11 protein-coding genes are annotated in these 13,924 nt (G+C 64.5%); 5 read left to right on the top strand and 6 right to left on the bottom strand.

Features of this window, described 5'->3' with window-relative positions; all coding sequences use genetic code 11:
- The 6 genes from V7D81_RS11630 to def all read right to left on the bottom strand — a co-directional run.
- A partial coding sequence (locus tag V7D81_RS11630) for a sigma-54-dependent transcriptional regulator (RefSeq protein ID WP_324316687.1) occupies positions 1-1,361 on the bottom strand: 1,361 nt, incomplete at its 3' end.
- Positions 1,358-3,625 carry an ATP-binding protein gene (locus V7D81_RS11625; RefSeq protein ID WP_324316686.1) on the bottom strand — a complete coding sequence of 756 codons (2,268 nt, stop codon included), beginning with the start codon at positions 3,623-3,625 and terminating at the stop codon, positions 1,358-1,360. The genes V7D81_RS11630 and V7D81_RS11625, both read right to left, overlap by 4 nt.
- On the bottom strand, positions 3,607-4,158 hold the full coding sequence (locus V7D81_RS11620; protein ID WP_324316685.1) for a DUF4390 domain-containing protein: 552 nt from the start codon (positions 4,156-4,158) through the stop codon (positions 3,607-3,609). The genes V7D81_RS11625 and V7D81_RS11620 overlap by 19 nt, the downstream gene beginning before the upstream one ends.
- Before the next feature lie 58 nt (positions 4,159-4,216).
- Positions 4,217-5,554 (bottom strand): 16S rRNA (cytosine(967)-C(5))-methyltransferase RsmB, encoded by a 1,338-nt coding sequence (rsmB, locus tag V7D81_RS11615; RefSeq protein WP_324316684.1) that lies wholly within the window; start codon positions 5,552-5,554, stop codon positions 4,217-4,219.
- Positions 5,551-6,486 (bottom strand): methionyl-tRNA formyltransferase, encoded by a 936-nt coding sequence (fmt, locus tag V7D81_RS11610; RefSeq protein WP_349257648.1) that lies wholly within the window; start codon positions 6,484-6,486, stop codon positions 5,551-5,553. The genes rsmB and fmt overlap by 4 nt, the downstream gene beginning before the upstream one ends.
- A gap of 18 nt (positions 6,487-6,504) precedes the next feature.
- Entirely contained in the window at positions 6,505-7,035 is a 531-nt protein-coding gene (gene def, locus V7D81_RS11605) for a peptide deformylase (RefSeq protein ID WP_324316683.1), read from the bottom strand.
- Between the two features lie 294 nt (positions 7,036-7,329).
- On the opposite strand from def, the gene V7D81_RS11600 reads away from it, so the two are divergent.
- From V7D81_RS11600 to hemF, 5 genes are all read left to right on the top strand, one after another.
- The gene (locus V7D81_RS11600; RefSeq protein WP_324316682.1) at positions 7,330-8,460 is read left to right on the top strand and encodes a LysM peptidoglycan-binding domain-containing protein; all 1,131 of its coding nucleotides are present in this window, start codon (positions 7,330-7,332) and stop codon (positions 8,458-8,460) included.
- 107 nt (positions 8,461-8,567) lie between these two features.
- A complete protein-coding gene (gene dprA / locus V7D81_RS11595; RefSeq protein ID WP_324316681.1) occupies positions 8,568-9,704 on the top strand; it encodes a DNA-processing protein DprA in 1,137 nt (378 codons plus the stop codon).
- 1 nt (position 9,705) lies between these two features.
- Positions 9,706-10,185 (top strand): DUF494 family protein, encoded by a 480-nt coding sequence (locus V7D81_RS11590; protein WP_324316680.1) that lies wholly within the window; start codon positions 9,706-9,708, stop codon positions 10,183-10,185.
- Between the two features lie 57 nt (positions 10,186-10,242).
- Positions 10,243-12,765, top strand: coding sequence for a DNA topoisomerase I (locus V7D81_RS11585; protein WP_324316679.1), 2,523 nt, complete (start codon positions 10,243-10,245; stop codon positions 12,763-12,765).
- Positions 12,766-12,777: 12 nt separating this feature from the next.
- Positions 12,778-13,725, top strand: coding sequence for an oxygen-dependent coproporphyrinogen oxidase (hemF, locus tag V7D81_RS11580; RefSeq protein ID WP_324316678.1), 948 nt, complete (start codon positions 12,778-12,780; stop codon positions 13,723-13,725).
- Positions 13,726-13,924: the final 199 nt, after the last annotated feature.

Here is a 13,924-nt window from a genome sequence, read left to right as displayed (position 1 = left end):
TCTTCCGCCAGCTGCCTGAAATCCACCCCGAGCGAGCGCAGCTTGCGATACAGGTGCGTGCGTTCCATGCCGACGCGTTTGGCGAGCTGGCCGACCTTGCCGTTGCACAGGATCAACTGCTGCTGCAGGTAGGCGCGTTCGAAGTGTTCGCGCGCTTCGCGCAGCGGCAGGGCCAATAGGTCCTGCTTCACCAGCGGTTCGGTGGTCGGGGCCTGCGAGGCGAGTTCGCGTTCGATTTCTTCGAGGCGGATTTCTTCTTCGCCGCCGAGGATCAGCAGTCGCTGCACCAGGTTCTTGAGTTCGCGCACATTGCCCGGCCAGGGGTAGTTGCGCAGGCGGTTCTGGGCGGCGACGCCGAAGCGGCGGAACGGCAGGCGTTCTTCGTCGACGAGGCGATCGACGTAGTAGCGCAGCAGGTCCGGCACGTCCTGCGCGTAGTCGCGCAGCGGCGGCACGTTCAGGGTGATGACGTTGAGGCGCGAGAGCAGTTCGGGGCGGAGGGTCGCGCCCGATTCGCCGTTGAGCATGCGCGGCGTCGCGGAGCTGATGACGCGCAGATTGAGCTTTACCGGTGCAGCACCGCCGACGCGTGTGACGCTCTGCGTTTCCAGCGCAGCGACCAGCAGGCCCTGCGCCTTCTGCGGCAGATCTTCCAGGCCATTGATGAACAGCACGCCGCCGGCGGCCTGTTCCAGGAGGCCGGCATGGACGCCTTCGCGATCTTCGGTGCCATGCAGCGCTGCGGCCGCGCCGTCGTCCGTCATGCCGGTCGCCACGAGCTGCACGAACGGACCGCTGGAACGCGGACTGATCGAATGAATGTAGCGGGCGAAGGCCTCGCGACCCGTGCCCGACTCGCCGACGATGAGCACCGGCGTATCGTGGGGCGCAACCTGCTGTACCTGTTCGCGCAGCGCATGCATCGCCCGGCTCTTGCCGACCGGCGCGATCAGTGCCGGCACCAGCGTGCGTCCCGCCTGACGGCGATTGCGGCCCGAATCGAGCGCGCGTTCGACGGTGCGCAGGAGCTTGGCGAGCGACAGCGGCTTTTCGACGAAGTCGAAGGCGCCGAGCCGGGTCGCTTCGACTGCAGTCTCGACCGTGCCGTGCCCGGACATCATGACCACAGGGCAGTTGGCGCCGTTGGTCTGCGACCATTCGCGCAGCAGCGTAATGCCGTCCATGTCCGGCATCCAGATGTCGAGCAGCACCAGGTCCGGATCGTGCTGGGCGCGACGCGTGCGTGCTTCCGCAGCGTCGGCGGCGACGTCGACCTCGTAACCCTCGTCCGCGAGGATTTCCTTCAGCAGTCCGCGAATCTCGGATTCGTCATCGACGACCAGAATGCGCGCAGCACTCATGCACGTTCCCTCCTCGGCCCCGTACGTCTTTCACGGATCGGAGCGCCGGTCCGGGAAGTCGCGCTCAGCGGCAGTTCGATCCGCACCCGGGCTCCGCCGGTACGGACGTTGTCCGCTTCGATTTTTCCGCCGTGTTCTTCGACGATTTTCTTCACGATTGCAAGCCCCAGCCCGGTGCCCTTCGGCTTCGTGGTGACGTAGGGGTCGAAGACCTGGCCGATGACGTCCGGCCTGAACCCCGGCCCATTATCCTCGACAATGATTTCCGCCGTACTCGCCACGGGATCCCCGGAGCCATTGTCACCCTGATTCTCTGTCCTGCATGTCTCGATCCGATGGGTCTCGATACGCAGCGCCGGATCGGCCGACCCCTCCAGCGCCTCGATGGCATTGGCCAGCAGGTTGTGGAGGATCTGGCGCATCCGGCCCCGGTCAGCTTCGATCTCCAGCGGTCCGCTCGCCAGATCGAGCTTCGGCTGATGCCTCGGCCCCTGCGCGCGGTACAGTTCGGCCACTTCGGTGATGAGCTGATTCAGATCGAATCGTGACACATCCATTTCCGGCGCACGCGCATATTCGCTGAAGGCATTGACCATTTCCTTCATGGCCTCGACCTGCTGGACGATGGTGTGGGTGGCGCGATCCAGCACCTGCGCCTGCGCCTCATCCATCGATCCGAGCAATTTACGCCGCATGCGCTCCGCCGACAGCTGAATGGGCGTCAGCGGATTCTTGATCTCGTGCGCCAGCCGGCGTGCCACCTCGCCCCAGGCGGCATCGCGCTGCGCCTGCAGCAGCGCCGTGATGTCATCGAACACGATCACATAGCCGCCGGGACTGCGATCCTCGCCGGACAAGGTCGTGCAGGCGCACATGAGCACGCGACGGCTCGTCTCTCCCTGCAGCACGAGCTGCTCGCGCCATTCCGTCTCGCCCGAATCGAGATGTGCGCTGCAGGCGGTCTCGAACTGCGAGAACAGGGCGCTGTTCGCATCCGTGGCCGCGGCTGCCAGCGGTTTGCCGACACTGCTTTCGATGTCGGCATTGAGGATCGCGGCGGCAGCCTGGTTCACGGTGCGAATCGTCCGGTCCGGTTCGAGCGAAATGACGCCGGTCGACAGGCGCGCCAGGATCACGGCGAGATTCGTGCGTTCCGCTTCCACCGCCTGCTGGCTGCGACGCGCTTCCTCGCGACTGCGCGCGAGACGCTTCGTCATGTCATTGAACGAGTGAACGAGAATGCCCATCTCGTCGTGCGAGGTGAGCGGCAGGCGCATGTCCAGATCGCCTTTCGCCACCGCGCGCGTTCCCGCCACGAGATCCTGGATCGGTCGCACCAGCCGACGCGCCGACCAGAACGCGCCGTAGAGCGCGGCGAACAACGACAGCAACAGCACGAGGGTGAGCGTGAGGGTGAAGCTGTCTTTCAGCGGTTCGCGCAGGCGTGCCTTTTCGCCATAGCGCTGATAGGCGGATTCGACCGTGTCGGCCAGCTCGCCGAGACGCCGTTCGATCGCGAAGGTCGCGAGCACCATGCGGACTTCCTCGCCCGGCTGCGTGCGCGGCACTTGTGCCGCGGTGCGCACGACGTAGCCGCCGCCGGCCAGCGGATCCAGCGTCACGTACTGGCGGCCCTGCCGCACCTGCATCACCAGTTCGTCGCTCGGCGCCGCCGGAATCTCCGCGATGCGATCCGAACTCGCGGCGACGATGCGATTGTTGCTGCCGAGCAGCGTGACATCGATCGCTTCGTTGGCGCGACGCAGTTCGTCGAGCACACGCACCGGGTCATCGGCGTGATGCGACAGTTCATCCGCAATCGCGCGCGTGCGATCCAGATCCTCGCGCATGCGCAGATCCAGCGCGGCGCGCGACAGCGTCAGCGCGTCTTCGAGGCCGGCGCGGATCTCGACATGGAACCAGCTGTCGATGCCGCGATTCAGGAACACGACGGAGAAGTAGAACACCAGCAGCAGCGGCACCAGCGCCAGCGTCGCCGACATCCACACCATGCGCGCTTCCAACCGCGAACCGACGACGCGCTTGCGCCAGTCGCGCATGAGCTGGGTGAGTCGTCCGCCGATGAGGACCAGCAGCACGATCAGGCCGGCGACGTTGACGCCGAGGATGATGGGATGCAGGTCGCTGAAATTCGCCGACTGCTGCACCGTCTGGGCCATCATCAACAACGCAGCCAGCCACAGTCCGGAGCCGATCAGCACCAGGACCGTGACGATGATGCGTTTCAGATCTGCGGCGACCATGTGTACCACTCGGTGCTCTGGCGCCAGTCATTGGCCCAGAACACGATGAACCGCAGCGCATCGGGCATGGTGCGTACGTCGAGATGCGCGCGCAGACTGATTTCATGGCGCGAATCCGGCACGACCAGCGACTGATCGAGAATCGGCAGATTGGAAATGACGCGCAGCGAATCGAGCGCGGCGTCGAGTGTCGGGAACGAAGACTGCTCGCCGCTGTTGAGATTGCGGACCAGGTAGCGCTCGCTCAGCGCGTGGAAACTGACTTCGTAGTGCTGTTCCAGCGAGGCGACGCTCTCGTCGAGCCACAGACGGCGCGATCGATGCAGCACGATGTCCAGATCGAGCGTGAGCGGCGAGCCTTCGCGGATCGCCTCGCGCGCGCCGTCCGGCAGCTCGAAAACCAGCGTGGCATTGAGCTGATAGACACCTTCGGTGCGTTCGACATAGGCCGAGCGGATCTCGAAGCGCTGCTGCTGCGACCACGCCACAACGGACCACAGCGCGCAGACGAGGAACCACAGCGTGCAGCGCATGGCTGCATTCGCGCCTCCCCGCCGAGCCACTTGTGGACCGATCGCTCGCAACGAACCCTCATCCTGCCTGCTTCTCCAGGCACGCATAATAAAAGCCATCCATGCCGGCTGTCCCGGTAAGGATGGCCTGCCCGGGGCCGTCGGACCGCATTCCTGCCGTCACGTCCGCGGGCAATGTCGGCAACCGGTGCTGCGTCGTGTCGCGCGCATCCGGGGTGCGGTCGAGAAAGTCTCCCACCACGTCGCGCGTCTCGGCCTTGAGAACGGAACAACTCGCATACAGCAGCCGTCCGCCCGGACGCAGCATCGGCCAGGCTCGCGCCAGCAGTTCCTTCTGCCGTTGCACCAGCACGGGGATGTCTTCCGCACGCCGCAACAGCTTGATGTCCGCATGTCGCCGAATGACGCCGGTCGCGGAGCACGGCACGTCGAGCAGGATGCGGTCGAACGGCTGGCCGTCCCACCATTGCGCCGGCTCGGCCGCATCGGCGGCGAATACCGTTGCAGACAGTTGCAGGCGCCGCAGGTTGTCGTCGACGCGCGTCAGCCTTTCCTTGGACACATCGATGGCGATGAGTTCCGCCACTCGCGGCTGCAGCTCGAGCAGGTGACAGGTCTTGCCGCCCGGCGCGGCGCACGCATCGAGAACCCGATGACCCGCCTCCGGATCGAGCAGGAAGGCGGCGAGCTGCGCCGCGGCGTCCTGCACGGACACCAGCCCTGCCGCGAATCCGGGCAACTCGTGCACATCGATGGCACGCGCCAGCCGCAGGGCGTGATCGTCGAACAGGCTCGCGGCGATCTCGTGTCCCGACGCTTCCAGCTGCCGTCGATAGTCGCTGCCCGCGATTCGGCGGCGATTGACGCGCAACCAGAACGGTGGACGTTCGTTGTTGGCGGCGAGGATCGACGGCGCGCGATCCGGCCAGTCCTGTTCGAGCGCACTCACCAGCCATGCCGGATGTGCCGTACGCACGGCGGGATCGCGATCGATCTGCTCGCCGAGCTTCGCGCCTTCGCGCTGGCAGCGACGCAGGATGGCGTTGACGAGTCCGGCCGCACGCGGCTGGCGCAGATTGCGCACGGCGTTGACGGTTTCATCGACCGCCGCGTGCGCAGGAATGTCCGTGTAGAGCAATTGCGCCAGGCCGACGATGACGAGTGCGTGCAGGTCGGGATCGAGCGTCTGCCCGGGCCGGGTCAGCAGACGTTTGAGCAGCGCATCCAGACGCAGATACCAGCGGATGCTGTCGTAGCAGAGCGAGCGCAGCAGTCCGCGTTCCTGCGGCGTGCCGGCCGCGTCGGCGGCGAGCGCGGCATCGAGCGAACGACCGTGAAAAGCAACCTGCGCCACGATGCGCGCGGCCCGCGCACGGATGGCGGCGGAGCGGCTCACGTCAGCACGGCGCCGGTGATGCGATGCGCGTTCATGAATTCAGCAGCGCTGACGGCGCGACGCCCGGCCAGCTGGATTCGCATGAGCGCGATGACGCCATCACCGGTCGCGACGCGTATGCCGTGCGCATCGCCGCCGATCACGGTGCCCGGTGCGGCAGAGACGGCTTCGGCGGAAGGGCTCGCCTGCCAGATGCGCAACTGCTGGCCGTTCCAGCGTGTCTCGGCCACGGGCCAGGGATTGAAGGCGCGGATCTGCCGGTCGATCTCGGTGCTCGTGCGCTGCCAGTCGATCAGCGCTTCGTCCTTGCGCAGCTTGCTGGCGTACGTTGCGCCGGTCTCGGGCTGCGGTCGGGGCGCGATCGAGCCGTCCTGAAGGCCGTCGATCGCGGCGATCAGGGCTTCGGCACCGAGCTGTGCGAGGCGATCGTGCAGTGTCGAACCGGTGTCGGTCGGCTCGATCGGCGTCACGCGCTCCAGCAGCATCGGCCCGGTATCGAGCCCGGCATCCATCTGCATGATCGTCACGCCCGTCTGCGCATCGCCGGCCTGCAGCGCGCGATGAATCGGCGCCGCGCCGCGCCAGCGCGGCAGCAGCGAGGCGTGAATGTTGAGACAGCCGAGCAGCGGAATCTGCAGCACGGTCGCCGGCAAGATCAGGCCGTAGGCGACGACGACCATGAGATCCGGCTGCCACGACTTCAGGCGCTCGACTGCAGCCGCATCGCGCAAGGTCGGCGGCTGTTCGACCGGCAACCCGTGACGCAGCGCGCATTGTTTGACTGCGCTCATCGCCAGCTGCTGACCGCGACCCGCCGGACGATCCGGCTGCGTATAGACGGCGACGACCCGATGGCGCGAGGCCACCAATGCGTCGAGCGCCGGCACCGAAAAATCCGGCGTGCCGGCGAAAACGATGGACAGGGATTTCAAGCGTCTGGACCGGCCCGATCAGATCGCCGGGACCTTGGCGCGCGGCGCGGGCGCCTCACGACGCTCCTTCTCCAGCTTCTTGCGGATGCGCGTGCGCTTGAGATCGGAGAGATAGTCGACGAACAGTTTGCCGTCGAGATGATCCATCTCGTGCTGGATGCACACGGCGAGCAGGCCATCGGCATCGAGCTCGATCTGCTTGCCGTTGCGATCGAGCGCGCGTACGCGGATCTTTTCGGCGCGGCGCACCTTGTCGTAGATGCCGGGCACCGACAGGCAGCCTTCTTCGGTTTCCTCGACGCCATCGCGCGCGATGATCTCCGGATTGATCAGCGCCAGCGGCTCGTTGTGCTTCTCGCTGATGTCGATCACCAGCAGGCGCTTGTGGACATTGACCTGCGTCGCCGCCAGGCCGATACCGGGCGCCGCATACATGGTTTCGAACATGTCATCGATGAGCTTGCGCAGGGCGGCATCGACTTCCTTGACCGGCTCGGCCCTGGTCCGCAGGCGCGGATCCGGAAATTCAAGAATGGGAAGTAATGCCATGTCTGTTTACCTGCACTCGATCATGCTCCGGACCCGATGACTGCGGTCCGGTGGGTCGATTCAACCGGAATGAGAACCACGTCTCGGGGCTGAAGGCCGTTTGTGCACTCGTTGCAATGATGCTGCTAAAGTTCAGTGAACGTTGAACTTAATACAGCCCAAACAGGCGTGTAGCGGCGGTCCCTGACGCGCCGCAGCAGCCCCCGACGCACCGGTCGTTCCGCCAGAAGTATAAGGCCAGGAACGGCAGGCACGGGATATCGATGGTCAAAGGCAATGGAGCGTGTTCGGCGCATGAAGACTGCGACTTCGCAAATTCGTCCGGCGGTGGTGCTCGGCGTGATGGCGTGTCTGACCTTCGCGGCAGGCACGGTGCCCCTCACCTCCTCGGCCCAGGATTCCACCCGCACCATCGCCACGGGCAGCAACATCCCGCTCGCCGCGAGTGCCCCCGACGAATACGTCGTCAAACGCGGCGACACGCTCTGGGACATTTCCAAGCTGTACCTGCGCGACCCCTGGTACTGGCCGGAAATCTGGTACCTGAATCCGCAGGTCGCCAATCCGCACCTCATCTATCCGGGTGACGTTCTCAAACTCATTTATATCGATGGCCAGCCGCGCCTGACCGTGGCCGAGCGCGGCGACGGCAGCAAGCGCCTGTCGCCGCAGGTCCGTCGCGAGCCGCTGAGCCGCGCGGTGACCTCGATTCCGTACGAAATCATTGCCGGGTTCGCCGGGCGTCCGGTCCTGCTCGACAAGGACCAGGTGGAAAAAGCGCCTTACATCGTCGCCCTGCGCGATGAGCACATGATCGGCGGCGAAGGTAATGAGATCTACGCGCGCGGCATCGGCGACGCAGCGGTGGACACCCGCTACAGCATCGTTCACGTGGACGGCAAGCTGCGCGACCCGGACAACAACGATCTGCTCGGCTACACCGGCATCTATGTCGGTTCCGGCCCGGTCGCCCGCGCCGGCGACCCCGCCAAGCTCGTGCTGACCGAAACCGTGCGCGAAGCATTGCAGGGCGACAAGCTCTTCCCCGAAGCCACGGACGTGAAGGATGACTTCGTGCCGCACGCCCCGTCTTCGGACGTGAAGGCCACGGTCATCGCCGTGAAGGAAGCGACGGTGATGGGTCAGTACCAGCTCGTCGCACTGAATCGCGGTTCGTCCGCCGGCCTCGAACCCGGCCACATCCTCGCGGTGTCGGAACGCGGCGAGGTCGTGCGCGACAAGTTCAACAAGGGCGGCCTCGGTGCAGGCAACAGCCGCGTGATGGGCGGCGGCAAGAAAGTGCAGCTTCCCGACGAACGCATCGGCCTGGTCATGGTGTTCAACACCACGCCGCGCATGAGCTACGCGCTGGTACTGGAATCGCAGAAGGAAATTCGCGAAGGCGATTCCGCTGCGAATCCCTGAATCTGCTCCCCGAGATCGGCGACATGCCGTCGCCGATCTCCATTTCTCGACAAGATCCCCGCTAACAGCGCCGCTGACACCCGAATCGGTGCTTTAGATTGCGGCTCATGGATGAGCTGACCGCATCGCTGACCCTGGCGCGAGCCCCCGCATTTCACGCAGGCACTGCCGGACCGCTGCTGCAGCAGTTCGGCTCTGCTGCCGCGCTCGTTTCCAGTCCGCCGTCTTCGCTGCGCGAGGCCGGCATCGACGACAGGCTGATTGCCTACCTGCGATCGCCTCCGCGACGCGAGATCGACAACGACCTGTGCTGGCTCGAACCGTCCGATCGTCATTTCGTCACCTGGGGATCGGAACACTATCCGCGCCTGCTCGCCGAACTGAGCGACGCGCCCTACGCACTGTATGTGCGAGGCGATGCGAGCCTGCTGTCGATGCCCCAGCTCGCGATGGTCGGCGCACGCAATCCGACGCCGGCCGGCAGCGAAACGGCACACGGCTTCGCCGCGCATCTCGTACGCTGCGGGCTGACCGTCACCAGCGGCCTGGCCATCGGGATCGACACGGCCAGCCATCGGGGCGCGCTCGCCGGCGAAGGGCAGACGATCGCGGTCTGCGGGACCGGACTCGATGTCATCTATCCCCGCAGCAATGCGGCGCTCGCCGGAAAAATCGCCGCGCAGGGCGCGCTCGTCAGCGAATTCCCCCTGGGCACGCGACCCTTCAAACAGAACTTTCCGCGGCGCAATCGCATCATCAGCGGCCTGAGCCTCGGCACGCTGGTCGTGGAAGCTGCAGTGCAGAGCGGATCGCTGATCACTGCACGGCTCGCATCGGAACAGGGACGCGAGGTATTCGCGATTCCCGGCTCGATTCACAACCCGCTCGCTCGCGGCTGCCATCGCCTGATCCGTCAGGGCGCGAAGCTGGTGGAAACCGCCGAGGACATCTTCGACGAACTGCGTCCGCTCGCACGATTGCTGCAGATGCCGACATTTTTGCCGCAGGAAGAGTCATCGCGGAGAAAACCTGAAATATCAGGCAATTCCGGGCCGCGATTGGACAAAGGATATGAAATCCTGTTAGATGCCCTCGGCTTCGAGCCGACCGGCGTGGACCTTCTGGTCGTGCGTACCGGGCTCAGGGCCGACGAGGTGGCGTCGATGTTGCTGATCCTCGAACTCGAGGGTCACGTCCTCTCCCACCCCGGCGGTCTCTACGTCCGCGTATCTCCAAGGCAGTGAAATGAAGGAAAGCGTTCTCGATATTCTTATTTACCTTTTCGAGAATTACTTCGACGCCGATATCGAGTCAGCTCCCGAACCCGACCGCGACACCCTCAAGGACGAACTGGAACGAGCAGGATTTTCGGAACGCGAAGTCGACCGGGCACTCGAGTGGCTCGAACAGCTGTCGGCCGATCCGCAACGCGTCGTTTCCGTGCCGACGGCACGCGCGATCCGCGTGTTCGATCCGCGTGAACAGGCGCGCCTCGATACCGAATGTCGCGGATACATCCTGTATCTGGAGAACATCGGCATTCTGAACGCCTCGCAGCGCGAACTCGTGATCGATCGTCTGCTGGCGCTGGACACGCGACAGATCGATATCGAGCAGGTGAAATGGGTGGTGCTGATGGTGCTGTTCAGCCAGCCGGGGCAGGAGAGTGCCTACTTGCGGATGGAAGACCTGGTGTTCGACAACCGGCTGGATGCGGTGCATTGAGAAACGAAGTGACATTCGATTGCTGATGCACCGCGGACCCCCGCGGTTTTCTTTTTTATGGATCAGAAAAATCTCGTCATCGTCGAATCGCCTGCCAAGGCGAAGACCATCAAGAAGTATCTCGGCAACAACTTCGAGGTACTGGCGTCCTATGGCCATGTGCGCGATCTCGTACCGAAGGAAGGTGCGGTCGATCCGAAGCACAAGTTCGCGATGCGTTACCAGATCCTGGAAAAGAACGAAAAGCACGTGCAGGCGATTGCACGGGCACTGAAAAAAGCCGGCGCTCTCTATCTCGCAACCGACCCCGATCGCGAGGGCGAGGCGATTTCCTGGCATCTCACCGAACTGCTGAAGGATTTCAACGCGCTCGACGGCAAGGACGTGCATCGCGTCGTCTTCTACGAAATCACCAAGAACGCGATCCGCGAAGCCATCCAGCAGCCGCGCGAGATTTCCGTGGATCTGGTGAATGCACAGCAGGCGCGGCGCGCGCTCGACTATCTCGTCGGCTTCAATCTGTCGCCGCTGCTGTGGAAGAAGGCCGGTCTGCCCGGCGCGTCCGCCGGCCGCGTGCAGAGCCCGGCACTGCGACTGATCTGCGAACGCGAGGAAGAGATCTCGAAGTTCGTCGCGCGCGAATACTGGACCATCGACGCCGACGCACAGAAGGCAGCGCAGACGGTCCCGTCGCGCCTGATCGAATACGGCGGCGAGAAGGTCGAGCAGTTCACCGTCACGAACGAAGCGCAGGCGAACGACGTGCGCGCCGGCATCGAGAAGGCGGCCGGCGGTCTTCTCAGCGTCGCCTCCATCGACCGCAAGCAGCGCAAGCGCAACCCCGCTCCGCCGTTCACCACGTCGACGCTGCAACAGGAAGCCGCGCGCAAGCTCGGCTTCGGCGCCCAGCGCACCATGCGCACCGCGCAGCAGCTCTATGAAGGCGTCGACTTCGGCGAAGGCGCCGTCGGTCTCATTACTTATATGCGTACCGACTCGGTCAACCTCGCCAACGAGGCCATCACTGAGATCCGCCAGGTCATCGAGAAGATGTACGGCAGGGATTCGGTGCCGGAGGCGCCGCGCGTCTACAAGACCAAGTCGAAGAACGCGCAGGAAGCGCACGAAGCGATTCGTCCGACCTCCGCCTCGATCACGCCGGAACGGCTCGAAGGCAAGATCGACCCGGAACAGCTCAAGCTCTACAGCCTGATCTGGAAGCGCGCCGTCGCCAGCCAGATGGAACCGGCGGTGTACGACACCGTCGCGGTCGATCTCGTGCCCGGCAAGAGCGCCAAGCGCGAAGGCGCCGCGGCCGTGCTGCGCGCCAATGGCTCGACGCTCGTGAAGCCCGGCTATATCGCTGTATATAAGGAAGGGCTCGACGACGTCGCGGACGACGACAACGACCGCATCCTGCCGCCGCTGCAGGTCGGCGACGAGCTGAAGCTGCTGGAAGTCCGCCCCGAACAGCACTTCACCGAACCGCCGCCGCGCTACTCGGAAGCGAGCCTCGTGAAGGCGCTGGAAGAGTACGGCATCGGCCGACCGTCGACGTACGCCAGCATCATCCAGACGCTGACGAACAAGAAGTACGCGGAACTGCTCAACAAGCGATTCTTCCCCACCGATCTCGGCAAGCTCGTCAACAAATTCCTCACTCGCAATTTCGAGCACTACGTCAACTATGGCTTCACCGCCAAGATGGAAGACGATCTCGACGAAATTGCCGACGGCAGAGAACAGTGGGTGCCGGTGCTCGACAAGTTCTGGAAGGACTTCAAGCACCAGGTCGACTTCGTCGACAAGTCGGTGACGCGCGAAGACGTTTCCGAAGCGCGCGAACTCGGCAAGGATCCGGTAACCGGCAAACCCATTTCCGTGCGCTATGGCAAGTACGGCCCGTTCGTGCAGATGGGCACCAAGGACGACGAAGAGAAACCCAAATTCGCCAGCCTGCGTCCGCACCAGCGCATGGACAGCATCGTCCTCGCCGACGCGCTCGAACTCTTCAAGCTGCCGCGCACGCTCGGTCACATGCCGGACGGCAAGCCGATCCGCGTCGCCATCGGCCGCTTCGGGCCGTACGTGCAGTACGGCGACAAGAAGTACGCCTCGATCAAGGACGACGATCCCTACACGGTCGAACTGCCGCGCGCGATGGAACTGATCCAGGCGAAGGAAGAGCTCGACGCCAACCGCATCATTCTCGATTTCCCGGAAGCGGGCATCCAGGTGCTGAACGGCCGCTACGGTCCGTACATCACCGATCGCGTGAAGAACGCGAAGATCCCCAAGGAACGCGAGCCGAAAACGCTGACGCTGGACGAGTGCAAGGAACTGCTCGCAGCAGCACCCGTACGCCGCGGCCGCTTCGGCATGAAGAAAGCTGCCGCCAAGACGGTGGCAGCACCCGCGGCCGAGGCAAAGGAAAAACCGCTGAAGGCTGCTGCGAAGACGGCGACCAAGCCTGCGGCGAAAAAGACAGCGACAGCAAAGGCACCCACGAAGAAAGCGCCGGCCAGAAAAGCGAAAGCAGCGCCGGCGAAATCGGCGAAGAGCAAGAAGCCGGGCAAGTAACGCTCACGCACGATGACCACGGGCCCTGCCAATGTCGACGCCGTGCTCGCCTATCTGCGCGAGCTGCAGAACCGCATCTGCGCGGGCCTCGAACAGATCGACGGCAGGGCGCGCTTCCGCAGCGACACCTGGCAGCGCGCCGAAGGCGGCGGCGGCGACAGCCGCGTGCTGCGCGATGGCGGCATCTTCGAACAGGCCGGCGTCAACTTCTCGCACGTGAAAGGCGCGAAGCTGCCGCCCTCCGCCACCGCACAGCGACCGGAGCTCGCCGGCGCCGCATGGGAAGCGATGGGTGTTTCGCTGGTGATCCATCCGACGAATCCCTACATCCCGACGACCCACGCCAATGTGCGGTTCTTCAATGCAGACAGCGGCGCACAGTCTGCCTGGTGGTTCGGCGGCGGTTTCGATCTCACGCCGTTCTATCCATTCGATGAGGACGTGCTGCACTGGCATCGCACCGCGCAGCGTGCGTGCGAACCGTTCGGCGCAGACGTCTATCGCGAACACAAGGACTGGTGCGACCGCTACTTCTTCCTCAAGCATCGCAACGAAACCCGCGGCGTCGGCGGCCTGTTCTTCGACGACCTCAACGCCTGGGGCTTCGAGCGCTGCTTCGCCTATCAACGCAGCGTCGGCGACCATTTCCTCGACGCCTACCTGCCGATCGTTGCGCGACGCAGTGCGATGTCGTGGGGCGAACGCGAGCGTCAGTTCCAGTTGTATCGCCGCGGCCGTTATGTCGAATTCAATCTGGTATACGACCGCGGCACTTCGTTCGGCCTGCAGTCCGGCGGACGTACCGAATCCATCCTCATGTCGATGCCGCCGCTCGCGCGCTGGGAATACGACTGGCATCCCGCGTCCGGTTCGCCCGAAGCGCGTCTCTACGAAGAATTCCTGCGCCCGCGCGACTGGCTGCGCGAACTCGACAGCCGCAGCACGTCGACTCCCGTCTGACTCACCGCTCGCTGCGCGATTCGCAGCATCTGTATACAAGCAGCAGCGCGAGTCGCCGTGTCGTTCGCGCGTTCTGCGACTGCCCAATAGCGTGATTGAATTCACACAACACGCGGAGTAGCGTCCGTCGCGACGATTGCGCGAGCCGCAATCGGGTTCCCGTCAGTTGCAGGTTCACTGCGGCCATCTGCTGCGGCTC

The organism is Povalibacter sp. (assembly GCF_036735925.1).
In the GTDB taxonomy this organism is placed as follows: domain Bacteria; phylum Pseudomonadota; class Gammaproteobacteria; order Steroidobacterales; family Steroidobacteraceae; genus Steroidobacter.
This window is presented reverse-complemented; position numbering and strand designations above follow the sequence as displayed.